This window comes from Thioclava sp. F36-7 (assembly GCF_002020075.1).
Taxonomy (GTDB): Bacteria; Pseudomonadota; Alphaproteobacteria; order Rhodobacterales; family Rhodobacteraceae; genus Thioclava; species Thioclava sediminum.
Genome location: NZ_MPZR01000002.1, coordinates 160,866 through 185,245 on the forward strand (window position 1 = coordinate 160,866; position 24,380 = coordinate 185,245).

Here is a 24,380-nt window from a genome sequence, read left to right on the forward strand (position 1 = left end):
CGGTGGCAGGGTCCGCGCAACATCATATGACAAAGGGGGCGCGGGCATGCGCAAGCTGGAACTTGGTCAAAGCGGGATCATGGTGTCCGAGATTTGTCTCGGGACGATGACCTGGGGCAGCCAGAACACCGAGGCCGAGGGCCATGACCAGATCGATTTCGCGCTCGACCGCGGGGTCAATTTCCTCGACACGGCCGAGATGTACCCGGTGAACCCGGTGAAGGCCGAGACGATGGGCCGGACGGAGCAGATCGTGGGCACTTATCTGGCCAAACGCGGCAAGCGCGACGATCTGGTGGTGGCCACCAAGATCACCGGCGAGGGCTCGAATGCGATCGAAGGCGGCCCCGAGATCAGCCCGACCCGGATCCGCCAAGCGGTGACGGATTCGCTGACCCGGCTGCAGACGGATTACATCGACCTCTACCAGTTCCACTGGCCCAATCGCGGCTCCTATCACTTCCGCAAGACGTGGCGCTTCGATCCGTCGAAGCAGCCTTCGAAGCAGGAAGTGCTCGACGATATGAGCGCCTGTCTTGAGACGCTCGAAGATCTGCGTAAAGAGGGCAAGATCCGCGAATTCGGCCTGTCGAACGAGAGCGCCTGGGGCACGGCGCAATGGCTGGCGCTGGCCGAGGCGGGCAAAGGGCCGCGCGTCGAGTCGATCCAGAACGAATATTCGCTGATGTGCCGCTACTACGACCTCGATCTGGGGGAGTTGGGGCAACAGGAGAAAGTGACGCTGCTGGCTTATTCTCCGCTCGCCGCCGGTATCCTGACGGGCAAATATTCGGGCGACGTGATCCCCGACAACACCCGGCGGTCGCTGGTCAACAATCTCGGTGGGCGCGCCAATCCGCGCGCTTTCGAGATCGCTGACCGGTATGTCGCGCTGGCCAAGGAGTTCGATCTTCACCCGGTGACGATGGCGATTGCCTGGGTGATGAGCCGTCCCTTCCCGGTGATCCCGATCGTCGGCGCGACCTCGGTTGACCAGCTCAAGCCGAACCTCGACGCCGAAGGGGTAGAACTGCCGAAGGAGCTGCTCGACAAGATCGCCGAGCTCCACAAGCATTACCCGATGCCCTACTGATGCGCGGGGCGCCGATCCTTCTGTGTGCAGCGCTCGCCTTGGCGGGCTGTAATCCCTTCGGCTCCACGGACGAGGGCGACACGGCAGAGCAATTGCCGCTGGTCGGGCAGGAGAAGATCGATGCCGGGAAATTCGAATGCGTCGCGCGGGGCGGCAACTGGGTCGCGCGCGGCGGGGCGTTCATCTGTGTGAAGATAACCTCCGATAGCGGCAAGAGCTGTCAGGCGGGCAGCGAGTGCGAGGGCGAATGCCTCGCGCGCTCGAAGACCTGCGCGCCGGTGACGCCCCTTCTGGGGTGCAATGAGGTGATGAGCGAGGCGGGCTACCCGATGCAACTATGCGTGCAATGAGCCGGGCGAAGATCGCCGCGCTGGGCGGGATGCTCGCGCTGACCCTCGCGGGCTGTGCGCCCCAGCCGGAGACCGCGTCGCTGCGCAAACCGGGCGCGCTGATTTCTTCGGCGTCGCTGTTCGATCCGCAGCGCTTCGGTGGCGAATGGCATGTCGTCGAGAGCGGCATTTCGGGCTGTTCGGGCACGCAGAACTGGGCGTGGGACGGCAAGAGCGCTTACCGGCTGCGCGGCACGAATTGCGCGATCACGCCCGACGCCGTCGACGAGACCGTGACGCTGACCGGGCCGGGCGGGCGACTGCTGGCGAAGGACGCGTTCGGCGGCGAGCCGATCTGGGTGCTCTGGGTCGATTTCGATTATCGGGTTGCGGTGCTTGGCACACCTTCGGGCCGCTGGGGGATGATCCTGTCGCGGCAGGCCTCGCCACGGCCCGATCTGATCAAGGCGGCGCGCGATGTCATGGATTTCAACGGCTATGACATGACGCAGGTCGGTAAGTGACCGACGCGCCGGTGCATCTCTGGGTCTGGGTGACGCTGTTCGCCGCGGCCGTTCAGACCATTCGCTTCATGCTGCAAAAGCTGCTGGCGGGGGCGCAGCTCTCGGTGGGCGGCGCGACGTTTTCACGCTTTCTGTTTGGCTTCCCGCTCGCGGCTGCGACGGCGCTGGGCTTTCTGGCCGCGACCGGCACGCCCTGGCCGCATCTGAGCGGCCCCTTCTGGGGCTTCGTCATCGCGGGCGGGGCGGCGCAGGTGGCGGCGACCTTCCTGACGGTGGCGCTGTTCGGCTTGCGCAATTTCGCGGTGGGCGTGGCCTTTACCAAGACCGAGACGGTGCAGGTCGCGCTGTTCTCCGCGATCATCCTTGGCGAATTCGTGGGCCCTATCGGCTGGATCGGGATCGCGATCGGACTGGCGGGGGTGCTGTTCCTGACCAAACCGCCCGAAGGCGGCTTCAACCCGCGTGCGGCGCTTTACGGCGTCGGGGCGGGGGCGCTGTTCGGCCTCTCGTCGATCTTCTATCGCGGCGCGACGCTGGAGCTGGAGCCGCTCGACTTCTTCGCCCGCGCCATCGTCGCGCTGGCCTGCGCGACCTTCGCGCAATCGCTCGGCATGGGGCTGTATCTGCGGCTGCGCGAGCCGGGCGAGTTGACCCGCGTGTTCGGCGCGTGGCGGCGCACGGTGCTGGTGGGGATCACCGGCGTTCTGGGCTCGGCGGGCTGGTTCACCGCGTTCTCGCTGCAAAACGCGGCCTTCGTGCGCGCGCTGGGCCAAGTGGAGATCGTCTTCACGCTGCTCGCCTCGGCGCTGGTCTTCCACGAGCGGCTGCACAAGCGCGAAGGGGCGGGCATCGCGCTCGTCGTGGTCTCGCTGATCGTGATCGTGCTGGCGGGACGTTAAAGCCCGATCCGCCGGAACTCCGAACGCGGCCCACGATTGTCGAAGAACGGCACCGAATGCGGCGTGCCAAGCGCGTGTTTGGTGGTGACGAGGGCGGCGATTTCGGCCAAAACCACTTCGGTGATGAAGGGCAAGTTGAGCGCACGCGCCTCGGGCAGGGGCACCCAATGCAGATGCGAAAGCTCGTCGCAGGCGCGCGAGAAATCGTCGAGATCGCCCTGGATCGCGCCCGCATCGATCAGGAAGAACCGCGCATCGAAGCGGCGCGGGCGGCCCGGCGGCGTGATCGCGCGGAACACGAAATGCAGATTGGCCGCCGAGGGCAGAAAGCCCAGATCGGCGAAGCCCTGCCAATCGGTGGGCACCGCGCCGGGCCAGCTGGTTTTCTCGCCCAGCACCAGCCCGGTCTCTTCCCACAGCTCACGCAGAGCGGCGGCGGCCAGCGCCCCGCCGATCCCTGCGGGCGCATCGGCCTCGAGCCGCGCGTGATCGGGCGCGGGCAGGGGAGAGGCGAAGGGCACCTCCCAATCTGTGGCGTCGAGCGCGCCGCCCGGAAAGACGTATTTCGACGGCATGAAGGCGGCTCCAGCGCCACGCTGGCCCATCAGCACGCTCGGCACCGCATCGGCGTCACGGCGCAGGACGATCACGCTGGCCGCGTCGCGTAGCGCGGTTTTGTCGACCGGAGGGCTCGTGTCAGTCATGGACGATTTCGCCTTCGCCAAAACCGTGCATCCGGCGCGACCACTGGATGCCCACCAGCATTCCCTTCATCAGCGGCAAAAGCACTGCCGAGAGCACCATCGAGCCGATGCCGAAAATCCAGATCATCTCCCACGGGCCGGGGCGGAAAGCGATGAAGTAGGCCGCCATCATCGGAATCGCGAGATGGCCGACGATCAGGATCGTCAGATAGGCCGGGCCGTCATCGGCGCGCTGATGCGAGAGGTCCTCGCCGCAGGACGGGCAGGCATCACGCACCTTGAGATAACTGTGCAAAATCCGGCCCTTGCCGCAAGCCGGGCAGCGGCAGCGCAGGCCCCGCCCGATCGAGCGGCCCAGCGGGCGGTCATCGTGATACTCGTCTTGCGACTGCATTGCGCTCTCCCTTGTGGCGGTCTCTCTCCGCCCGTTCGCAGGGCAGTATGGCGGCAGCCGGGGCGGATGGAAAGTCCGGCGGGTCTATCACGGATGCGTGAGTTTGGCGACGGAATGCTGCGCATGCGCCGTTTGGACAAATATCGACGGCGCGAGACGTGCCGTGGCAGCGAGAACAGGAGTTTCGAATGAAAGTCATGAACAGGCAGACCCTCGTCGCGGCAATCCTCGCAGGCAGCGCGATTACCCTCGCGATGCCGGTTGTGGCGCAGAACCAGAACGGCAGCCAGATGCAGGGGCAGCAGGTCATGCCCGGGAACGGGCCGGGGAATGGGGCAGGCAACGGCCCGGCCAATGGGATGGGCCAGAACATGCAGCCCGGCGCGATGGGCGATCAGGACGGGCGCGGCTTCGGCTTCGACATCAGCCGTTTCGACACCAATGGCGACGGTCAGGTGACGATGGACGAAATCCAGGCCAAGCGGGCCGCCGACGCCGAGGCGCTCGACGCCAATGGCGATGGGATGATTTCGCAGGAGGAGCTCGTCAATTCCGAGATGGCCAAGGTGAAAGCCCGCATCGAAGCCCGCGTGAAAGCGCGCTTCGCCGCGCAGGACAGCAATGGCGATGGCGAGCTGTCGGCCGCCGAATTGATGGCGCATCCGATGCCGACGCGCATGTTCGACCGGATGGATCGCAACAATGACGGGGCGATCAGTGCCGACGAGATGCAGATGGCGAAACGCTTCATGCAGCGGATGAGCGACCGCCGCGACCATGGACGGATGGGCAAAGGCGATTACCACGGCCATGACCGCATGGGCAAAGGGGATCGCCATGGCCATGACCGTATGGGGTGGAACGGCGACCGCGACGGCTACGGGCGGATGATGCAAGGCGATGGCCCGATGGGTCAGGGTCCGATGGGGCAGGGGCCGAACGGCCAAGGCCCGCAGGGCACGCCGCCGATGCAGCCGGGCGCCGGGGCTGGCCAAGGTCAAGGTCCGGGCAATGGACCCGCGGATGGCTCGGGCCGCTCCACGAACTGAGTTTCGAGCAGTGAAAAAAGCCGGGGCGCGGAAAAGCGCCCCGGCTGCATGTCAAATTGCATGCGCAGTGAAAGCAGGCTAGGCCTTTGACGGAATGACGATGGCACTGGATGCGATGAACGAGGCTTCGGACGAGGCTCTGCTGGAGCTTTACGCGCAGGGCGACCCGGCGGCGGCGCGGGCGTTGACGCTGCGCTTCGGGCCCTTGGCCTACCGGCTCGCCTATCGCTATCTGCGCGATGCGGCCGAGGCCGAGGACGTCGCGCAAGAAGGGCTCTTGCGGCTCTGGAAGATCGCGCCGGAGTGGCGCGCCGGCGAGGCGAAGGTCTCGACTTGGCTTTACCGGGTGGTGGCCAACCTCGCGACGGACCGGCTGCGCAAGCGCCGCGGCGTGGGGTTGGACGAGGCGCCAGAGGTGGCCGATGACCGCGCGAGCGCGCTGGACGAGTTGATCGCGCGCGACCGTTTGGCAGCGCTGGAAGCGGCGCTGGAGCAATTGCCGGAACGGCAGCGGATTGCGGTGACACTGCGACATATCGACGGTTTGTCCAATCCCGAGATCGCTGCCGCGATGGAAACTGGCGTCGAGGCCGTAGAAAGTCTGACAGCGCGTGGAAAACGCGCTTTGAGCAAGCTGCTTCGGGGGCAGCGAGAGAAATTGGGGTTTGGCGATGACTGACAAACGCATGGATCGCGAGACGGACGCGTTCGACGACGCGGCGCTGGAGCAGCTGTTCAGCGAGGCGCGCGCGGCGGGCGGGCCCGAGGCCGAGGCGGGGTTCCTCGCCCGGGTTCTGGCCGATGCGGAAGCGGAGCAAGCTGGCTTCGCGCGTCCCGGCCCCGCTGGAGCGTCCGACAAGCCTGACGTCTTGGCCGGTATCTGGGACGCGCTTCGCGGCGCGTTCGGCGGCTGGGCTCCGATGGGCGGTCTGGTCACGGCCGCTCTGGCCGGGGTCTGGATCGGCTTCGTGGGGGCCGACGAGATCGGCGCGCTCAGCCCGTTTTACGCCAGCAGCACGACCGAAAGCCTCGGCACGGTCAACCTGCTACCCGAGGGCGACACCTTCGCCTTCGCCGATGAAGGAGGGTTCTGATGGCGGCTGCCGAGACGCGAAATGGCCGGGGATTGCGCTGGGCGCTGATAGGGTCGGCGGTGCTGAACCTGCTTTTGCTGGGGTTTTTCATCGGCGGCTGGATCGCGCATGAGCGGCATCCGCCGCGCCCGGTCGTGGGCGATGTCAGCCTCGGCGCGTTCACCGGGGCGCTGAGCCCGGAAGATCGTGATGCGCTGCGCAAGGCGGCGCAGGCGCGCGGCTCGGAGTTCCGCGATATGCGGCGGCAGGCGCGCAGCGACATGACGGCGCTGATCGCTGCGATCGACGCGGAGCCCTGGGATCGTGCGCAGGTGGCCGAGCTGCTTGAGCGACACAAGGCGCGGACGGTGCAGCGGGTCGATATCGGCGAGCAACTGATCCTCGACCGGCTCGACGCGATGAGCGCCGAGTCGCGGCACAGCTTTGCCGAGCGTCTGCGCGAGGGCGCGGCGCGGTTCGACAAACGCAAGAAGGACCGCGAGGACACCCCAAAGCCCAAGCCGTGAGGTCAGGTTGGCGGGCCCCCCAAGAGGGCGCGACCGTTTGCCGTTTGTAAGTTCGCTAACCCTCAGTCTCATCACCTGCCCGAGCGCGGCGTGACCCTTCTATTTCGGGTCAGGCCGCGTTTGTGTGCTGGGCGAGGGACACTTGGTTTCGACCGCTTCCCTTGGCGCAGAGAAGCGCCGCATCCGCCTCGTCGATAAGATGCTGAGGATCGTCATGGCGCGTGCCGCCGAAGGCGAGGCCAATCGAAATGGTGACCTGCGTCATTTGTCCGTCGGGCAGCGTGATCTTGCTCTGCGCGATTTCGTGCCGGAGCCGTTCCGAGATCCGGCAACCCTCGACCAGAGAACTGTCGGGCAGCGCCACGAGAAACTCCTCGCCGCCGATGCGACCGATGAGATCGACGTCGCGCAGGCTTTGGCGCAGATGGCGGGCGATACTCGCTAGCACCTCGTCACCCGCGCCGTGGCCATAGGTGTCGTTCACTGATTTGAAACGGTCGAGGTCGAGCAGCATCACCGCATAGCCATGGCCCGTGCGGCGCGCGCGCTCGGACATGCGCGACAGATGCGCGTTCACGTAGCGACGATTGTGCAGCCCGGTCAGCGGATCGACCAGCGCAAGACGCAGGCCTTCATCGACCGACAGACGCAACTGATCCGAAAGGCGTTTGCGGCGCAGCTGCGCGCCGATCCGGAGTGCGGCTTCCTGCGCTGCAAGCGGGGTGGACATCTCGGCGGGCAACAGATCATCCGCGCCCAGATCGAGCGCGCTGGCTTGCGTCTCGCGCGCGTCGGGCGGGCTGGCGATCAGGATCGCCGCATGGCGCGTTTCGGGATGCGAGCGCAATTCCGACATCAGCCGGAGACCATCGCCGCGCTGCGCGAGGTCTGCGCCGATCACGAATAGATCGGGGGCGCGACGCGTGGCGTCGTCGCCGCAGGGCTGATCGTAACTGGTCAGCAGGATCCGATTGGTCGTCAGCAGGGGCGCGAGCGCGGATTTCCAGCGCAGCCCCTCGGCCGGGTTGGGCGCGATCAGAGCGATCCGCGCGAGAGGGACGAAGTCGCTCGCCGCCTCTGCGAAGCCGAGTTCCCGGCAGGTCTGCTCGCGCAGCGCCGAATCCTCGTCGCCGACATGGGCGCGGATCAGGCTGCGCAGCCGGGCGAGTAGCACCAGTTCGTCGAAGGGTTTGGCCAGCACCTCGTTCGCCCCGGCCTGCAGCAGCGTCACGCGCAGCTCCGGCGTGTCGCGCCCCGTCATCGCGATGATCGGGATGCGCCGGGTCCGCGGGTTCGCCCGCAGCCGGGCGATGAGGCCCTCTCCGGTCATGTCGGGCAAGGTGACGTCGAGCAGGATCAGCCCGGGCCGTTGCGCGGCCGCGAGGGCGAGCGCCTCCGCCGCGCTTGCGGCTTGTAGTGTGTTGTAGCGCGCGCCGGTCAGCTTCGCCTTGAGCACGATGCGATTGGTCGCCACATCATCCACGATGAGGATCGATCCCGGCATATAACGCTACTCCTTCAACCTCCGGCGCGGTGCGGCTTGCATCGGGCGGTTCCCGACTGCGCCAGCTTCTCATCGCGCCTTTTCTTGACCTTAGCGGTCGATAGGTTAACAAAGCGTTTCCCCCCGGCAGAGAAGGACCCGTCATGCGGCAAGAAAACGCTCATACGCTCGCGTTGCAGACCCTCGGCTGGCTTGCTGGTCGCGAAGATCTGATCGGCGCGTTCCTCGCCAATTCCGGGGCGAGCGTGGACGATTTGCGGGCGCAGGCGAGCGATCCGGACTTCCTTGCAGGGGTTCTCGACCATGTCCTGCAGGACGATCAGGTGGTGCTGGATTGCGCGCAGGACCTTGGTGTGCAGCCCGAGGCGCTGATGCAGGCGCGCGCGGTTCTCGGGCGCGGCGATCTGCGCCACTGGACCTAACGCGCAGCTTTAGGCAATCTGCCCGCAAAGGGAGGCAGATCGCAGATGGCAGGCGGCAAGATACGGGCGGTGCTGTTCGACAAGGACGGTACGCTTTTCGACTTCGACGCGACATGGGGCGCGTGGGCGAAGCTGCAGATCGAGGCGTTGGCGAAGGATGCCGAGCAGGCCGCCAGGCTTGCCGCGGCGATCGGGTTCGATCTCGATCGGATAGAATTCGAACCGCACTCGCCGGTGATCGCGGGCACGGTTCGGGAGGCGGCGGAACTGCTGTTGCCGCATCTTCCGGGACGGTCGCTCGACGATCTGGTGCTCGAACTGGAGCAGGCGGCGCATGACGTGCCACTGGTGGAGCCGGTGCCGCTTGCAGCGCTTCTGTCCGATCTGCGCGGACGCGGATTGCAGCTGGGCATTTGCACGAACGATGCCGAGTCCTCTGCGCGGGCGCATGCCGCGCAGGCGGGCATTACCGATCTTTTCGACCGGATTATCGGCTATGACAGCGGGCACGGAGCGAAACCCACGGCGCGCCCGCTTCTGGCCTTCGCGGATTCGCTGGGGCTGGACCCGGCCGAGGTCGTGATGGTCGGCGACAGCCAGCATGACCTGCACGCGGCGCGTGCGGCGGGCATGATTGCGATCGGCGTGTTGAGCGGACCGGCGGAGCGGGCCGATCTGGCCCCGCTCGCCGATGCGGTGCTCGATCATATCGGGGGGCTTCCCGACTGGCTCGCACAGCGCGCGGGCTAGCAAGGCGCGTCAGACGCGCGGGAGCCTCGCGCAAGACAGGAGAGGGACGCATGCAACTACGTTTGCAACATATTCTGCTTGGGCTGCTGGCGGGCATGTTCTTCTGGGCGCTCGATAACCAGTTGCAGCAACGGCTTCCGATTGACGCGCACGGACAATTCGGCGTGTCGGTTCTGGGCACGGTGTTCTTCGCGACCGCGCTTGCGATGCTGGGCGAGATCGGCTGGCGCAGGGCATTCGGCGCGGCGGCGCTGATTGCGGTTCCGGTCGCGTTGCTCGGATGGTGGGCGTCGCTTGGCTATGCCCCGAGCGAGACGCTGGCGGGCTACATGCCTTACGAGCTGCTCGCGCTTTCGGTTCTGGCGATGCTGCCGATGCCCTTCGCGATGGCCGTGGCGCAGGGCGGCGGGCGCGCCTGGAACGACTATCCGGCGCTGTTCCTGCATGCCTGGAATATCGTGGTGCGCTATGCCGCCGCGTGTATTTTCCTCGGGATGGTCTGGCTCGTGCTGTACCTCTCGGCGCGCCTGCTCGAGAGTGTGGACCTCGATTTCCTGCGCCAGCTTCTGCGGGAGAAGCTGTTCGCCTTTGCGGTCTCGGGCGGCATTCTCGGGCTGGGACTGGCGGTGGTGACCGAGTTGGAGGAGATGATCTCTCCGACCCTGATCCTGCGGCTTCTGAGGCTGTTGCTGCCGCCGGTTCTGCTGGTCGCGGTGATCTTCGTGGCCGGGTTCATTGCGCGCCGGGGGGAGGTCTCGCTGATCGGGTTCTCGCAGATCGAGACGCTGCTGGCGATGGCCGCGGCGGCAGTGACGCTGATCTCGATCGGTATTGAGCGCGACGATGAAAGTGCCGTCCGTGCGCGGGTCTTGCGCCTGTCGGCTCAAGGCTTGGCGCTGGTGCTGCCCGTGCTGGTCGGGGCGGCGGCCTGGACCGGATGGCAAAGCGTCACCGCGCAAGGCTGGACCCCGGGACGCGTGGCGCAGGCGGTGCTGATCGTGCTTCTGGCGGGCTATGCGCTGGGATATGCCGGGTCGGTGCTGCTGGGGCGCGGCTGGATGGTGCGTCTGCGGCGGATCAATATCGCCATGGCGGGAGTCCTGCTTCTTGCCGCGCTGGCATGGCTGACGCCGGTGCTGGACGCGAACGGGGTGGCTGCGCGCTCGCAACTGGCGCTGTATCGCGAGGGGCGCATCACGGCAGGCGCTTTGCCGCTCTACGCTTTGAAGAACCACTGGGGGCTTGCCGGACAGGCGGCCGTTGCGGAGTTGGAAACGCAAGCCGGTGATGATCGCGCGCTCGCAACGGCCTTGGCGCGTTTGAGCCCGTCTGCGGATGGGGCGGAAGGTGCCAGCGCCGCGCGCGCTCAACTGCGCCGGGATCTCGTGCTGCCCCCCGGAGCGAAAGCGCCCGAGGATGCGCTGCTCGATGCGATCCGCGCGCGCGCGCCCGAGGTTGCGGCGGGGCTTTGCGCCTCGGCCGAGGGGGCGGCGGCGAATTGCGCCTTGATCGAGGCCGATTTCCTGTCGGATGTGCCCGGCGACGAGGCGATGGTGCTGCTGCATCTGCCCGACCGCGATGCGATCTACGTGCTGCGGCAGTCGAATGGCGCGTGGGATTCGATCGGTTGGGGCAGCGTCGTCGATGCGCAGGGCGAGCCGCGCTTCCGCGTCGATCTGGCCCCTGTCATCGCCGCGATCAAACGCGGTGAGATGCAGCTGGCTCCGAGCGGGATCATGGCGCTTGAGGCCGGTGGGCTGCGTCTTTTGCCGCTGTCGCGCTGAGCCAGGCGAGTTTGGAGCTTTGTTAACTTCTGATCGCTAGCGTGGCGGTCAGGAGGACACATGCTCGGCTTGATCAACCGCTCTATCGAGACGTTTCTGAGCGACACCCACGGGGCGGCGCTCTGTGCGCGTGTGCGGCGGCGCGCGGATTTGCCGGGCGAGAGCTATGAGCCCCTGCTGCAATATGACGATGCGCAGACCTTGCGGCTGATCGATGCCGCCTGCGACGAGTTGGGGCGGGCGCGATCCGAGCTTCTGGAAGACCTTGGGGCGCATCTGTGCAGCCGTGAAGCGGTGCGCCGCCTGTTGCGTTACGGTGGCTGCGATTATCGCGGTTTTCTGAACTCGCTCAACGAGTTGAACGATCGCGCGCGCATGGCGCTGCCCGATCTCAAGCTGCCGAACTTGCATCTGGTCGCAACCCGGCGGGGGCAGTTCCGTCTGCGTGTCGCCGCGGATCTGCCGGGCTGGGGGGCGGTGCTGGCGGGGATCCTGCGCGCGATGGCGGATGACTATGGCAGCCTCGCGCTGATCGAGGTGCCGCCGCGTGTCGCCGGGCGCGATCTGCGCGATCCCGACCCGATGGCGGAGACCGTGACGATCCAACTGCTCGACGCCACCCATGCCGAGGCGCGCCAGTTCGCCCTCGCGCGCATGATTGGTGAGGTGTGATGAGCGTGCCGGGCGAGAACACTGTCACGAGACTGGCCGCCCAGCCTCCACCTGATCGGGGCGCGCAAGCCAATTGGCTGACGCTGTTGACCGGGCTTTTGCCGATGTTTCTCTGGCTCGACGAGCGGGCCTGCATCCTCGGGGTCGGGCGCACGTTGCGCAAGGTTCTGGGGATGCCGGAAGCCCAGATCGTCGGCGCGCCGTTCTCGCGGTTTTTCTCGGTCGCGCGGCGCGGCGGGGCGGTGCGAATGTGCCCGAAGGAATTGCGCTCAAGTTGCGGTGCTATTGATTGCGATCGCCAGATCGGGCGCTGCGTGCGCTCCCTCGGGGCCATGACGGCGGAGGAGATGCTGCATGTCACCCTTCGCATGCGCCCACAGGTAAGCCTGCGTGGCGCGCTGGTGAGCCACACGGGTCCACCAGTTCAGGGGCGCGCGCCGACGCAGGCGGGGGGCGATATGCTCCTTAATTTCAGCTTCGGTATTCACCTGCGCGAACTTGTGGCGGAATTCGACCTGACCGAACATGATTTCTCCGCCGCCGATCTTGCGATGGAAATGCTCTATCTGCAGGAAGCGAAATCGCTCGTGCTGGAAGAGTTGCGGGCCCTGACCGGGCGGCTCGATCAGGCGCGCAAAGCGGCGGAGGATCAGGCTCTGAGCGACCCGTTGACGAAACTCGCCAACCGCCGGGCCATGGCGCAGGCGCTTGCGCGGGCCGTCGACCACGCGACGAACGGGCTGGCGAATTTCGCTTTGCTGCAGGTCGACCTCGATCACTTCAAGACGATCAATGACACACAAGGCCATGCGGCGGGGGATTTCGTGTTGCAACTGGTGGCGCGCAACCTGTGCGAAAGCGTTCGTGGAGGTGATCTGGTCGCGCGCATGGGTGGCGATGAGTTCCTCGTTCTCTTACGTGGCGATCCGAGCCGCGCGGAGATCGGCGCGCTTGCCGCGCGCATTATCGAACAGCTCGAAGCGCCGAAATGGTTTCGGGGGCAGGAATGTCTGGTGTCCGGATCGCTCGGCGCTGTGTCGTCGCGCGACTACGAGAGCCTCGAGATCGAGGCGCTGCAGAATGATGTCGACAGGGCGACCTATGCCGCGAAAACTGCAGGGCGCGGATGTCTTCGTTTCGGGTCCGGGCCTGTCGAAAACGTCGAGGATGGGCCGGCGACGTCACCCGGCGCTGCGCCTTAGGCGCACAAACGCTCTTTTCCTGACCGGTCGCCTTCGGGTAAGGGCTGCGCATGAGACAAGGTTTCCCCTATGCCCGCGCCGGACAGCGCATCGGTCTTCTGGGCGGGTCGTTTGATCCGGCGCATGAAGGTCACGTCCTGATCACGCGTGAGGCGCTGCGCCGCTTCAATCTTGATCGGGTTTGGTGGATCGTGAGCCCCGGCAACCCGCTCAAGGCGCATGGGCCCGCGCCGCTCGATCAGCGGATCGCGAGTGCGCGGGCTAGCCTTGGGGGCGATCCGCGCGTCGTGGTGACCGACCTCGAAGCGCGACTCGGCACGCGTTACACGGCCGACACGATAACGCGGCTGCGTGCGCTCTATCCCGGCGTGGATTTCGCGTGGCTGATGGGGGCCGATAACCTCGTGCAATTCGACCGCTGGGATCATTGGCGCACGATCATGGAGAGCGTGCCGGTCGGTGTGCTGGCGCGTCCGGGCTGGCGGATGCCGGGGCGCTGGGCGCGCGCGGCGCGCATTTATGCGGGGGCCGAATTGCCCGCGGTCGCCTCGCAGCGCCTCCTCGACGGACCGGCGCCGCGCTGGTGCTTCGTCAACATTCCGATGTCGTCTCTTTCCTCCACGGAAATTCGCGAGAAAGGCGGCTGGCGGGCATCGACACCCGCTTGAAGACGGTGCGGGGCGCGCTACGCTCGGATTGACGCCGAGGGAGGAATCGCCATGCCGCTATCGATATCGCGCCGCTTTGCACTGCTGGGTGGCGCCGCGCTTTTCGCCACTCCGAAAACGGGCTTCGGCCAGACGGTCGCGGCAGCCGAATTGGTCCGGATGGCCGGGCTCAGCGGCGATGTGGGCTATGTCGTCGCGGACCTGAAGAGCGGCCAGATCCTCGAACAGCGCAATGCAGGCCAAGCGATGCCGCCCGCCTCCGCGCTCAAGTCGATCACCTCGCTCTATGCGATGGAGCAACTGGGCGGCGATTTCCGTTTTGGCACGCAGTTGATCGCGACCGGCCCGATCTCTGGCGGGCGCATTCAGGGGGATCTGATCCTCGCGGGCGGGGGCGATCCGACGCTGACGACCGACGATCTGAACGCGATGGCGAAGTCGCTGGCGGCGAAGGGCGTGCAGGGCGTCACGGGGCGTTTCCTGACTTGGGCCGGGGCGCTGCCCTACAAGAACGAGATTGCGAACGATCAGCCGATCTTCGCGGGCTACAACCCGTCGATCTCCGGGCTGATGCTGAACTTCAATCGCGTGCATTTCCAGTGGCGCCGCTCCGGTGGGGGCTGGGCGCTGAGCATGGATGCGCGCGGGCGCGACGTGCAGCCGCAGGCCTATACCGCGAAGGCGTCGATCGCGAAACGCTCCTCGCCCACTTTTACCTATTCCGACCGCGGCGGGGTCGAGCATTGGACGGTCGCCTCGGCGGCCTTGGGACGTGGTGGGAGCCGGTGGTTGCCGGTGCGCCATCCGGCGGCCTATGCGGGCGACGTGTTTCAGACATTGGCCCGCGCGCAGGGCACACCGCTGCCCGCGCCGGAAGAGGTCCGCAACCTGCCCGGCGGTACGGTTCTGGTGAGCCATGGCAGCGATCCGCTGGTGCCGGTGCTGCGCGCGATGATGAAATATTCGACCAATATCACCGCCGAGGCGGTGGGCATGACGGTCAGCAAGCGGCTGGGCGCGGGGAACTCCCTGAAGCAGTCGGGACAGACGATGACCCAGTGGCTGCAGCAACGCACGGGCGCGCGCTCGGCCCGGTTCACCGACCATTCCGGGCTGCGGGCCGATGCCGAGCTTTCGCCGCAGGACATGGTGGCGGCGCTGCGCAATCTTGGTGCGCCGATGGGGCTGCGCAGTTTGATGAAGCCATTCAAGCTGCGGGATGCGACGGGCAAGAACATGCCGGCCCAGCCATTCCGCGTCGATGCCAAGACCGGGACGCTGAATTTCGTCTCGACTTTGGCGGGCTATATGACCGCGCCGGATGGCACCGAGCTTGTCTTCGCGATCTTCACCGCCGATCTAAACCGGCGTCGTCGTGCGGGCTCGGCGCCGCGCCCGCCGGGGCAGGTCCAATGGGTGCGGGCGTCGAAAATCCTGCAGAGCCAGTTGTTGGAGCGTTGGGCCGGGATTTACGGCTGAGGGGTCGCTCCGCCCGGACGGCGGGGCGGTCGTCAGGTTTTCTCGCTGGGGCTCTATCGTCCGATCAGAGCGTGACGTGGCGCACTTTTGCGCCCCATTCGATGGCGACGGCGTGCAGCCGGTCGATCGCCAACTCGCCGCGAATCTCTTCCAGGAGGCGCAGTTCGGTCTGACGGATCGTGCCATCTGCGGCAGCCACGTCGCAGGCCAGCGCATAAGCGGTTTCGAAAAGATGCTCGGGCAGCGCGTCGCGGATCAGGCCGAACAGCGCCTCGAGCCCGTCTTCCTCTCCGAACAGCGTGAAGACCGAGCGGGAGACCCGCGAGACGCGGTCGAAATCGTAGCCCGCGAAGATCGGCATGTGGTTCACTATCCGCTCGATTGCGACGAGTTCGGAGGTCGGCACGTCCTCATCGGCGGCGGAAATCGCGACCATCACGGCGACGAGCGCGTCTTGGGGCGAAAGCGAGGCGAGAACGTCGGGCACGTGGGAGCTCCTTGATAGTGTTCGAGTGCTAATTATTGACTGTCCCCGTCCGCTTCAATAGGTCAGGCGCGACTGGGCGCACGGGGCGCCTTCATGAGGTATGCAATGACGAGCTTGCGTGACGCTGCGATGAAATCCAAGGCCTGGCCCTTCGAGGAAGCTCGCCGGGTGCTCAAGCGTTACGAGAAACGGGACCCGGAAAAGGGTTACGTCCTGTTCGAGACGGGCTACGGTCCCTCGGGTCTGCCGCATATCGGCACGTTTGGCGAAGTTGCGCGCACGACGATGATCCGTCGCGCTTTCGAGCTGATCTCGGATATCCCGACGAAGCTTTTGTGCTTCTCGGACGATATGGACGGGATGCGGAAAGTGCCGAGCAACGTGCCCAATCAGGACATGCTGCGTCAGCATGAGCAGAAGCCGCTGACCTCGGTGCCCGATCCGTTCGGCGAGTTCGACAGCTTCGGCAACCACAACAACGCGATGCTGCGCCGTTTCCTCGATACGTTCGGGTTCGAGTATGAATTCGCGAGCGCGACCGATTACTACAAGTCGGGTCGGTTCGACGAGATGCTGATCAAATCGGCTTACGAATACGATCAGATCATGGAAATCATGCTGAAGTCGCTGCGCGAAGAGCGTCAGCAGACCTATTCGTGCTTCCTGCCGATCCATCCCGAGACGGGCCGCGTGCTCTATGTCCCGATGAAGGAGGTCAATGCGCGCGACGGCACCGTGACCTTCGACGACGAGGACGGGCGCGAATGGACGCTGCCGGTCACGGGCGGCAATGTGAAGCTGCAGTGGAAACCCGATTTCGGGATGCGTTGGGCCGCGCTCGGCGTCGATTTCGAGATGTATGGCAAGGACCACTCGACCAACACGCCGATCTATGACGGCATCTGCCGCGTGCTCGGTGGGCGTGCGCCGGAGCATTTCACCTACGAGCTGTTCCTCGACGCGAATGGCGAGAAGATTTCGAAGTCGAAGGGCAATGGCCTGTCGATCGACGAGTGGCTGACCTATGCGGCGACGGAATCCTTGAGCTACTTCATGTATCTCAAGCCGAAGACCGCGAAGCGGATGCATTTCGACGTGATCCCGAAGGCGGTGGACGAATATCACCAGCAGCTGCGCGCCTATCCCGATCAGCCGATCGAGCAGCAGGTGAACAACCCGGTCTGGCACATCCACGGCGGCAACCCGCCCGAGAGCCGGATGGTGGTGCCTTTCGCGATGCTGTTGAACCTCGCGAGCGTCGCGGGCGCGACCGAGAAGGAAGGGCTGTGGGGCTTCATCAAGCGCTACGCGCCCGAGGCGAGCCCGGAAGGCAATCCCGATCTCGATCAGGCGGCAGGCTTCGCGCTGAAGTATTTCGAGGATTTCGTGAAACCCACGCTGGTCTTCCGCGCGCCCGACGCGTCCGAACGTGCCGCGCTGGAAGATCTGGCCAAGGCGCTGAAATCGGAAGAGGCGGCGCTCGATCAGATCGCGCGCAAGAACGCGGCGGCAGGCAATGAAGAGCCACTGCCGGAGGCCGATTTCCACAGCGACGAGTTCCTGCAGTCGGTCGTTTTCGCGGTCGGTAAGAACCACGAGTTCGCGAACCTGCGCGACTGGTTCAAGGCGCTCTACGAGGTGCTGCTGGGCCAGAGCCAAGGGCCGCGTTTCGGCGGATTCATCGCGCTTTATGGTGTCGATGAAACGGTTGCCCTGATCGAGCGGGCGCTGGCGGGCGAACTGGTCGACTAAGCTTTCCAGAGATCGAACCAAGCCCCCCAGCGGTCGCAAAGCGGCTCGGGGGGCTCGGCGAATATCCTGGCGCCGAGGGTGAAGGCTTCGGCCTCCAGTCGGGCGGATTCGGCGCGGATCAGTGCAAGCAAAGCCTCGGCCCTTTCGGGGTCGAGATGCTGAGGCACCTTCGTCTCGAGCACATGCAGATCGTGATGGTCGCCGATCAATTCTCCCAAAGTGTCGAGCGCGTCTTCACGGGGATGCAGCATCTCGGGCCAGATCGGGGCGAGCAGTCGCGTGTGATACCAGTGCTGCTTCACCCGCGTCCGCCAATGGTGCAGGTCTAAGCCAGCCCTAGATTTCTGCGCGGTTTTCAGACGCTTTCGGCAATCTTTCAACGTTGCGTGCAATCCGGCCTCATAGGCAGGCCAACCCTTTTCGGTGACCTCCCAATCCTTTGCGCGTTTGCGGATTTCCGTGACGCGTTTCGCGAATGTCGAGATGTCGCCTTCCTTTGGGGGCGGGGTCGCGGGCAGCGCGTCGAGCATGGCGCGGGCGGCAGACGCACCGTCGAGATCAGGCCCCTCGCGCCCGAGCCGGATAAGCGAGGCGCGCATCACCTCGTCGTCGCGCAGGCTGGAAATGCCGCGGGCGGCTTCGACCAAGGCGTCGTTCTCCTTGTGGAAATCGGAGAAATGCGGCGCGAAGAGGCGGATCAGGCCGCGGGTCTTCTTGATCGCTTTGCGAAGGGAGTGAACCGACGGGTCGGGCTTGTCGGCCAGTTTAACGGCTGTCCCAAGCTCGCTGCGCGCGATGCGGCGCAGGGCTTTCGTCGGGGTCTTGTCGTCGGGGGATATGGCGTAAACCATCTGCGGCTCCTCTTGGCTGCTCACCCGATGTGGCGCGAGGATATGTCAGGCGCATGACGCTGTCACCTGCGAAGCGGGAGGGGCAGCGGGAGCGCAGGCCGTGACCGGAGGCTGCGAACGGCCCTCTCAGGTCTTCTTTAACCTTTCCTTCTAGCTCTGTTCGGGCCGAAGCGCGGGCGCTTTCGGTCGGTCCCGGCGCGCAATTGGCATGGCAAGGGGCGCGCGGGTGGGAACATGGACAAGAGGATTGCAGATGAACGTCGCGATTACCGAAGGGCTGGTGCTGACCCCGCCCGCATTCGCCGAAGGGCTGGATCAATGGTCGAGCGAGGATGGCACGCCGGGCTCCACGACCTATGAGAGCACGGGCAATGCCGTGCTGGTTCCAGCGGATGCGGATTTCGGCGGTTGTCTGGAGATGCTCAAGACCCAGACAGTGCAGAAACTGCGCTACATGGGCGACACGCCGATCCTGCCGGGCACCTATCTGCGCATCCGGGCGCGGGTGAAGGCGGTGAGCGGCAACCTGCCGGGGGTGCGCGTCGCGGGCTATGCGGTGACGGGATCGGGTGCCCATGTGAGCGGCGTGGTCGAGGTCGGCCCGACGGTCGCGCTGCAAAGCTATGGCGCGGTGGTCGAGGTCTCGGCGATCGTCGGGACCGGCTCGCGCGACGGTGTCGATATGCCGTGGGGGCTGGATGCGGTCTACGGGTATTTCGGGCTGGACCTGACCGGCGCGAATGGCGGCGTGGTGCGCATCGACGATATCGAGATCGAGGATGTGACCGAGGCTTTCCTGCGTGACCTGATGGGCTGGGTGGATGTGCGCGATTACGGCGCGGTGGGCGACGGGACGACCGACAATGTCGCGGCGTTCAACGCGGCCGATCAGGCGGCGAACGGGCGCAAGGTTTTCGTCTCGGAGGGGGTGTATTACCTGGGCCGCACGATTTCGATCTCGTCGCCGGTCGAGTTCGTGGGCACGCTGGTGATGCCGGTCGCAGCGAAACTGGCGCTGATGTCGTCCTTCGACTTTCCGACCTATGCGGCGGCGTTCGGCGATGAGTCGGCGGGGTTCAAGAAGGCGCTACAGGCGCTGTTCGGCTATACGGATCACAACGTGCTGGACCTGAAAGGGCGCCGCGTCGAGGTGACCGAGCCGATCCGCATCGAGGAGATCGCGCCGGACCTTACGAGCTTTTCCAACCGCCGGGTTCTGCAGAACGGGCAGATCAACGTGATCGCGGGCTCTGCCTGGGACGATGAGGTGGTGACGTCGCTGGCGAGCTATTCGGTGAGCCAGTCGATGCAGCTGACTTCGGTCGCCAATATCGCGAACATCCCGGTGGGCGCGCGGATCACCGGCACTGGAGTCGGGCGCGAGGTCTATGTGAAGTCGAAGAATATCGGCGCGCAGACCCTGTATCTTTCGCAGCCGCTTTATGGCGGGTCGGGTACGCGGACCTACACGTTTACGCGCCACCAATATGTGCTGGATTTCTCGGGGATGGAGAAGCTCGACCGGTTCAACATCGCCAATGTGGAATTCCTCTGCAATGGCGCGGCGAGCTGCATCATGCTGGCGCCGGATGGGCAGATGTTCCAGATCCGCGACAGCTATGTGGTGCGGCCCAAGGATCGCGCGATCACCTCGATCGGGCGGGGGTGTCAGGATCTGCTGATCGATGGCTGTCAGTTCCTGTCGGACGAGATGCTGGTGCCCGCGCAGGATCGAAAGTCGATGGTGCTCAACGTCAATGCCAATGACAGCAAGATCCGCGACTCGCGCTTCGTGCGTTTCGGGACGAGTTTCGTGCTGAATGGCTCGGGGCACCTGATCGTCGGCAATCACTGGTTTCAGGGCGATGAGGAAAGCAATGGCGTGCGCGTGGCGGGACTGGTTTTCACCCAGACCAATGTGCAGTCGGCGGTGACCGGCAATTACATCGACAACTCGATGATCGAATGGACGAATGAGCATGACGCCGAACCGGATTTCGCGAGTGAATACAGCTTTGGCGGGCTGACGGTGACGGGCAATACCTGCGTGTGCATCAACGTCGCGCCGTGGTTCACGTGGCTCTCGATCAAGCCCTATGGGCCGGGGCATTTCATCCAAGGGCTGAGCGTGACGAACAACGTGTTCAAGTCGCTCAACGGCAGTGTCGACCGGATCGAGAAGATCGACACGAGCTTCGCGGATATCGACCGCTCGCGGGTGCGCAACGTGGTCTTCGAGGCGAATATGTTCAACGCGATCAATGACATCTCGCAGAACCCGGTGATGGTCGAGGCGAACCAGTCCACGGCGCAATCGGTCTGGACGGTGGATGCGAGCGAATACCTGCCCTTCGGGGGGTGGGCGCGCAATGTGCAGAGTCTGATCGCCGAGGGCATGGTGCGCGACAGCGCGGGGGCGCGGATCGAGGCGATGCCCTATGTCGCGGTGGAGCAGGGCGCGGCCAAGAACCAGATTGCGGTGAACTGGCCGGAGGCGGCGAAGGGGCGGCTGCAGGTCACGCTGCGGATGGACAACCCGATCTGACGGGATGCAAGGGCGGGGCCGATCCGGGCCGGGGCGGGCGGATCGGCAAGGCGGCGCGTAGGGCGAAAGTCCTGCGCGCTGTTTTTATGTCAGGTCTGCGGGCGTCAGACGAAAGGCGCGGCCGAAGCCGCCGTTGAGAGCCGCCGAGGTCGCGCGGAGATCGAAGAAGAAGAAATCGGGCAGGTCGATATAGAGCTTCGATTTCGGATGATCGGAGAGCCAGCGGTCTCGCATCGCCGGGAAGGCGGGGGCGTCGCGGTGGATGGCATGCGCATCGAGCTGCAGCGAGAGGCGGGGATGGGTGAGGGGGTCGCCTTTTGCGCCAGGCTCGCCCAGCAGCAACCCGGCCCGACGGTCCCGGAGCAGGGCTGTCGTGTGCGCTGCGAGGCTGGAAACGAAGGTTAACAGCTCCCCTTGCGGGCCGGGGCCGAGGGCGACGCGTGTCACGACCGGCGCGCCCGTATCCGGGTCGAGCGTGCCAAGCGCGCCGAACCGGGCTTCGCGGATCAGGGTTTGCGCCAAGGCGCGGGCCTCGGAGTCGGTTGGGCGGATCGGACTGATCGGCGGCGTCTGCTGCGGCATGGGAGGCTCCTTCAAGGCGGCGCGATGGTAGGGCGCGGGCCTGCGGGCGACAATCGTCGAAGTTATCCACAGGATGCCGTTACGGCAGGTCGCGAGCCGAATCATTCTGAGCGTCCGATTCGTCTCGTCGCAGCCGCGGCATGATTTTAACCGTGCGGTCGATTTTCAAATTCAGTCGGGTCCGAGCGGAAACGCTACAGGCAAGCACTTGAATTGGCTCGCCTATTTTCTGCCTCATTTCCGTGCATTTACAGCGTTAGCGCAATCGGTGTCAAAAAATTTACAGAAATATGTAGCGTATAAAGGGGGTTACATGAATCTTAACCTTTGAGTTACAGTGGCGCGGGGTAGAGGGCCTGCACTATCACGCGGGCGACATGCGGACACGCCGTGCCGCAATGCGAAATTGCTGGGAGGAAGCTCATGACTGCACAAGACAAGGTGACTCAGGTTCCAGAGGTCAAAGAGGTCCCGCCGGGCTTCGAGAACGCCCATGCCGACGCCGCGAAATATCGCGAGATGTATCAGGAATCGATCACCGATCCGGAGAAGTTCTGGGGCCGCGAGGGCAAGCGCCTCGACTGGATCACGCCGTATACCAAGGTGAAGAACACCGATTTCACCTTCGGCCATGTCGATATCAAATGGTTCGAGGACGGCGTGCTGAACGCCAGCGTGAACTGTATCGACCGTCACCTCGCCACGCGTGGCGACCAGACCGCGATCATCTTCGAGCCCGACGATCCGGAAACCCCGGCGCAGCACATCACCTATAAGGAGCTGTCCGAGAAGGTGAACCGCTTCGCCAACGTGCTTTCGAGCCAGGGCGTGATGCGCGGCGACCGCGTCGTGATCTATCTGCCGATGATCCCGGAAGCGGCTTACGCGATGCTCGCCTGTGCGCGTATCGGCGCGATCCACTCGATCGTCTTCGCGGGCTTCTCGCCCGACGCGCTGGCCAACCGTGTCAACGACTCGGGCGCCAAGGTCGTCATCACCGCCGACACCGCCCCGCGCGGTGGCCGTCGCACGCCGCTCAAGGCGAATGCCGACGCGGCGCTGCTGCATTGCTCGGACAAGGTGCGCTGCCTCGTCGTGAAGCACACCGGCGACCAGACCTCGTGGATCGACGGTCGCGATGTCGACGTGAAGGCGATGATGGAGAACGTCTCGCCCGAATGTCCGCCGCGTCCGATGAATGCGGAAGATCCGCTGTTCATCCTTTACACTTCGGGCTCGACCGGCAAGCCGAAGGGCGTCGTGCATACGACCGGCGGCTATCTCGTCTATGCGGCGATGACGATGCAATACACGTTCGACTACCACGATGGCGACGTGTTCTGGTGCACCGCCGATGTTGGCTGGGTCACCGGCCACAGCTACATCGTCTACGGGCCGCTCGCGAATGGCGCGACCACGATCATGTTCGAAGGCGTGCCGACCTATCCGGATGCGGGTCGCTTCTGGGCCGTGTGCGAAAAGCACAAGGTCAACCAGTTCTACACCGCGCCCACCGCGATCCGCTCGCTGATGGGCCAAGGGCCGGAATGGGTCGAGAAATACGATCTGTCCGATCTCAAGGTGCTGGGTTCGGTCGGTGAGCCGATCAACCCCGAAGCCTGGGCCTGGTACGACAAGTACGTCGGAAAGGGCAAATGCCCGATCGTCGACACGTTCTGGCAGACCGAGACCGGCGGCCACATGCTGACCCCGCTTCCGGGGGCGACGCCCACGAAGCCCGGCTCGGCGACCCGTCCGTTCTTCGGCGTGAAGCCGGTCGTGCTCGACCCGCAGACAGCGGTGAAGCAGGACGAGACCGAGACCGAAGGCGTGCTGTGCATCTCGGACAGCTGGCCGGGCCAGATGCGCACCATCTGGGGCGACCACGAGCGTTTCCAGGAGACCTATTTCAGCCAGTACAAGGGCTATTACTTCACCGGTGACGGCTGCCGCCGCGACAGCGACGGGTACTACTGGATCACCGGCCGCGTCGATGACGTGATCAACGTCTCGGGTCACCGCATGGGCACGGCGGAAGTCGAATCCGCGCTGGTCGCGCATCAGGCCGTGGCAGAGGCTGCCGTGGTCGGCTACCCGCACGAGCTGAAGGGGCAGGGCATCTACGCCTATGTCACGCTGATGAACGATGTCGAACCCTCCGACGAGCTGCGCAAGGAGCTCGAGAAGTGGGTCCGCACCGAGATCGGTCCGATCGCCAAGCCCGATATCATCCAATGGGCGCCGGGCCTGCCGAAGACCCGTTCGGGCAAGATCATGCGCCGCATCCTGCGCAAGATCGCCGAGAACGATTTCGGCAGCCTTGGTGACACCTCGACGCTGGCCGATCCGTCGGTCGTCGATGATCTGATTGAAAATCGCGGGAACAAATGATGTCGGATAGCACGACCATGACGCAGACCAAGCCTGCCGTTCTGATCCTTCTCGGCCCTCCGGGTGCGGGCAAGGGCACGCAGGCGCGGATGCTCGAAGAGACCTTCGGCCTCGTGCAGCTCTCGACGGGCGATCTTCTGCGGGCCGCGGTGTCTCAGGGCACCGAGGCCGGTCTCGCCGCGAAAGCGGTGATGGAGGAGGGCGGTCTCGTCTCGGACGAGATCGTTCTGGCGATCCTGCAAGATCGCATGGCTGAACCGGATGTTGCGAAAGGGGTGATCCTCGACGGGTTCCCGCGCACCGCCGGTCAGGCTGCGGCGCTCGACGGTCTTCTGGAGGAGAATGGCCAGTCGGTGACCGCAGCGATCAGTCTGGAGGTCGATGACGAGGCGATGATCGCCCGCGTCGCCGGCCGCTACACCTGCGCCAAATGCGGCGAAGGCTATCACGACGAGTTCAAACAGCCCGAAGTTGCGGGTGTTTGCGACAAATGCGGCGGCACGGAATTCAAACGCCGGGCCGACGACAATGCCGAGACGGCGCGCGCGAGGCTGGAGGCCTACCACGCGCAAACGGCACCGCTGATCGCCCATTACAAGGCGCTCGGTGTTCTCGAGGAAATCGACGCGATGGGCTCCATCGACGAGATCGCCTCGGGCCTTGGGTCGATCGTAAAGCGCGTCTCGGCCTGAATTTTGG

General features: G+C 65.2%; 25 protein-coding genes. 19 read left to right on the forward strand and 6 right to left on the reverse strand.

What is annotated here, in order from left to right; genetic code table 11:
* Positions 1 to 46: 46 nt before the first annotated feature.
* The 4 genes from BMI89_RS03660 to BMI89_RS03675 are packed head-to-tail and all read left to right on the forward strand — an operon-like array spanning position 47 to position 2,845.
* Entirely contained in the window at positions 47 to 1,093 is a 1,047-nt protein-coding gene (locus BMI89_RS03660) for an aldo/keto reductase (RefSeq protein ID WP_078569877.1), read from the forward strand.
* The gene (locus BMI89_RS03665; RefSeq protein WP_078569878.1) at positions 1,093 to 1,443 is read left to right on the forward strand and encodes a hypothetical protein; all 351 of its coding nucleotides are present in this window, start codon (positions 1,093 to 1,095) and stop codon (positions 1,441 to 1,443) included. The genes BMI89_RS03660 and BMI89_RS03665 overlap by 1 nt, the downstream gene beginning before the upstream one ends.
* On the forward strand, positions 1,431 to 1,946 hold the full coding sequence (locus BMI89_RS03670; RefSeq protein ID WP_143593809.1) for a lipocalin family protein: 516 nt from the start codon (positions 1,431 to 1,433) through the stop codon (positions 1,944 to 1,946). Before BMI89_RS03665 ends, BMI89_RS03670 begins: the two co-directional genes overlap by 13 nt.
* Positions 1,943 to 2,845 carry a DMT family transporter gene (locus BMI89_RS03675; RefSeq protein WP_246831962.1) on the forward strand — a complete coding sequence of 301 codons (903 nt, stop codon included), beginning with the start codon at positions 1,943 to 1,945 and terminating at the stop codon, positions 2,843 to 2,845. Before BMI89_RS03670 ends, BMI89_RS03675 begins: the two co-directional genes overlap by 4 nt.
* Here the strand turns inward: BMI89_RS03675 and BMI89_RS03680 are convergent.
* Together BMI89_RS03680 and BMI89_RS03685 are read right to left on the reverse strand one after the other, a co-directional pair.
* Complete coding sequence (locus BMI89_RS03680) at positions 2,842 to 3,549, reverse strand: NUDIX hydrolase (RefSeq protein ID WP_078569880.1); 708 nt, start codon at positions 3,547 to 3,549, stop codon at positions 2,842 to 2,844. The genes BMI89_RS03675 and BMI89_RS03680 overlap by 4 nt on opposite strands.
* Positions 3,542 to 3,943: a DUF983 domain-containing protein gene (locus BMI89_RS03685; RefSeq protein ID WP_078569881.1), complete on the reverse strand. Its 402-nt coding sequence runs from the start codon at positions 3,941 to 3,943 to the stop codon at positions 3,542 to 3,544. Before BMI89_RS03685 ends, BMI89_RS03680 begins: the two co-directional genes overlap by 8 nt.
* A gap of 188 nt (positions 3,944 to 4,131) precedes the next feature.
* Between BMI89_RS03685 and BMI89_RS03690 the strand changes: the two genes are divergently transcribed.
* From BMI89_RS03690 to BMI89_RS03705, 4 genes are all read left to right on the forward strand, one after another.
* A complete protein-coding gene (locus tag BMI89_RS03690; protein WP_078569882.1) occupies positions 4,132 to 4,992 on the forward strand; it encodes an EF-hand domain-containing protein in 861 nt (286 codons plus the stop codon).
* A 94-nt stretch (positions 4,993 to 5,086) separates the two neighbouring features.
* The gene (locus BMI89_RS03695; protein WP_078569883.1) at positions 5,087 to 5,671 is read left to right on the forward strand and encodes an RNA polymerase sigma factor; all 585 of its coding nucleotides are present in this window, start codon (positions 5,087 to 5,089) and stop codon (positions 5,669 to 5,671) included.
* Positions 5,664 to 6,086, forward strand: a complete 423-nt coding sequence (locus BMI89_RS03700; protein ID WP_078569884.1) for a hypothetical protein — start codon at positions 5,664 to 5,666, stop codon at positions 6,084 to 6,086. The genes BMI89_RS03695 and BMI89_RS03700 overlap by 8 nt, the downstream gene beginning before the upstream one ends.
* On the forward strand, positions 6,086 to 6,592 hold the full coding sequence (locus tag BMI89_RS03705) for a periplasmic heavy metal sensor (protein ID WP_078522605.1): 507 nt from the start codon (positions 6,086 to 6,088) through the stop codon (positions 6,590 to 6,592). The genes BMI89_RS03700 and BMI89_RS03705 overlap by 1 nt, the downstream gene beginning before the upstream one ends.
* Before the next feature lie 109 nt (positions 6,593 to 6,701).
* Here BMI89_RS03705 and BMI89_RS03710 read toward each other — a convergent pair whose 3' ends face one another.
* Positions 6,702 to 8,096 (reverse strand): diguanylate cyclase, encoded by a 1,395-nt coding sequence (locus BMI89_RS03710; RefSeq protein WP_078569885.1) that lies wholly within the window; start codon positions 8,094 to 8,096, stop codon positions 6,702 to 6,704.
* Between the two features lie 143 nt (positions 8,097 to 8,239).
* On the opposite strand from BMI89_RS03710, the gene BMI89_RS03715 reads away from it, so the two are divergent.
* Genes BMI89_RS03715 through dacB form a run of 7 tightly spaced genes read left to right on the forward strand, consistent with a single transcriptional unit; the run spans position 8,240 to position 15,073 of the window.
* Entirely contained in the window at positions 8,240 to 8,518 is a 279-nt protein-coding gene (locus tag BMI89_RS03715; RefSeq protein ID WP_078542139.1) for a DUF3572 domain-containing protein, read from the forward strand.
* Positions 8,519 to 8,563: 45 nt separating this feature from the next.
* Positions 8,564 to 9,268: an HAD family hydrolase gene (locus BMI89_RS03720; protein ID WP_078569886.1), complete on the forward strand. Its 705-nt coding sequence runs from the start codon at positions 8,564 to 8,566 to the stop codon at positions 9,266 to 9,268.
* Positions 9,269 to 9,318: 50 nt separating this feature from the next.
* Positions 9,319 to 11,052, forward strand: coding sequence for a DUF4153 domain-containing protein (locus BMI89_RS03725; RefSeq protein WP_078569887.1), 1,734 nt, complete (start codon positions 9,319 to 9,321; stop codon positions 11,050 to 11,052).
* Positions 11,053 to 11,112: 60 nt separating this feature from the next.
* Complete coding sequence (locus BMI89_RS03730) at positions 11,113 to 11,724, forward strand: heme NO-binding domain-containing protein (RefSeq protein WP_078569888.1); 612 nt, start codon at positions 11,113 to 11,115, stop codon at positions 11,722 to 11,724.
* Positions 11,724 to 12,926: a GGDEF domain-containing protein gene (locus BMI89_RS03735; RefSeq protein WP_078569889.1), complete on the forward strand. Its 1,203-nt coding sequence runs from the start codon at positions 11,724 to 11,726 to the stop codon at positions 12,924 to 12,926. The genes BMI89_RS03730 and BMI89_RS03735 overlap by 1 nt, the downstream gene beginning before the upstream one ends.
* Positions 12,927 to 12,976: 50 nt before the next feature.
* A complete protein-coding gene (locus tag BMI89_RS03740) occupies positions 12,977 to 13,594 on the forward strand; it encodes a nicotinate-nucleotide adenylyltransferase (RefSeq protein WP_078522612.1) in 618 nt (205 codons plus the stop codon).
* Between the two features lie 51 nt (positions 13,595 to 13,645).
* A complete protein-coding gene (gene dacB / locus BMI89_RS03745) occupies positions 13,646 to 15,073 on the forward strand; it encodes a D-alanyl-D-alanine carboxypeptidase/D-alanyl-D-alanine-endopeptidase (protein WP_078569890.1) in 1,428 nt (475 codons plus the stop codon).
* A 64-nt stretch (positions 15,074 to 15,137) separates the two neighbouring features.
* Here dacB and BMI89_RS03750 read toward each other — a convergent pair whose 3' ends face one another.
* Positions 15,138 to 15,560 (reverse strand): tellurite resistance TerB family protein, encoded by a 423-nt coding sequence (locus tag BMI89_RS03750; protein WP_078569891.1) that lies wholly within the window; start codon positions 15,558 to 15,560, stop codon positions 15,138 to 15,140.
* Positions 15,561 to 15,665: 105 nt separating this feature from the next.
* On the opposite strand from BMI89_RS03750, the gene BMI89_RS03755 reads away from it, so the two are divergent.
* On the forward strand, positions 15,666 to 17,312 hold the full coding sequence (locus BMI89_RS03755) for a lysine--tRNA ligase (RefSeq protein ID WP_078569892.1): 1,647 nt from the start codon (positions 15,666 to 15,668) through the stop codon (positions 17,310 to 17,312).
* On the opposite strand, the gene BMI89_RS03760 is transcribed toward BMI89_RS03755, so the two are convergent.
* On the reverse strand, positions 17,309 to 18,163 hold the full coding sequence (locus BMI89_RS03760; protein WP_078569893.1) for a CHAD domain-containing protein: 855 nt from the start codon (positions 18,161 to 18,163) through the stop codon (positions 17,309 to 17,311). The two genes, BMI89_RS03755 and BMI89_RS03760, sit on opposite strands and share 4 nt — an antisense overlap.
* A 253-nt stretch (positions 18,164 to 18,416) precedes the next feature.
* Here BMI89_RS03760 and BMI89_RS03765 point away from each other — a divergent pair, with 253 nt between their 5' ends.
* Positions 18,417 to 20,708 (forward strand): glycosyl hydrolase family 28-related protein, encoded by a 2,292-nt coding sequence (locus BMI89_RS03765; protein WP_078569894.1) that lies wholly within the window; start codon positions 18,417 to 18,419, stop codon positions 20,706 to 20,708.
* 84 nt (positions 20,709 to 20,792) lie between these two features.
* Here BMI89_RS03765 and BMI89_RS03770 read toward each other — a convergent pair whose 3' ends face one another.
* Positions 20,793 to 21,395: a pyridoxamine 5'-phosphate oxidase family protein gene (locus tag BMI89_RS03770; RefSeq protein WP_348638847.1), complete on the reverse strand. Its 603-nt coding sequence runs from the start codon at positions 21,393 to 21,395 to the stop codon at positions 20,793 to 20,795.
* 318 nt (positions 21,396 to 21,713) lie between these two features.
* Here BMI89_RS03770 and acs point away from each other — a divergent pair, with 318 nt between their 5' ends.
* Together acs and BMI89_RS03780 are read left to right on the forward strand one after the other, a co-directional pair.
* Positions 21,714 to 23,681: an acetate--CoA ligase gene (acs, locus tag BMI89_RS03775; RefSeq protein ID WP_078569896.1), complete on the forward strand. Its 1,968-nt coding sequence runs from the start codon at positions 21,714 to 21,716 to the stop codon at positions 23,679 to 23,681.
* Positions 23,678 to 24,373: an adenylate kinase gene (locus tag BMI89_RS03780; RefSeq protein ID WP_078522620.1), complete on the forward strand. Its 696-nt coding sequence runs from the start codon at positions 23,678 to 23,680 to the stop codon at positions 24,371 to 24,373. Before acs ends, BMI89_RS03780 begins: the two co-directional genes overlap by 4 nt.
* The last annotated feature ends 7 nt before the right edge of the window (positions 24,374 to 24,380 follow it).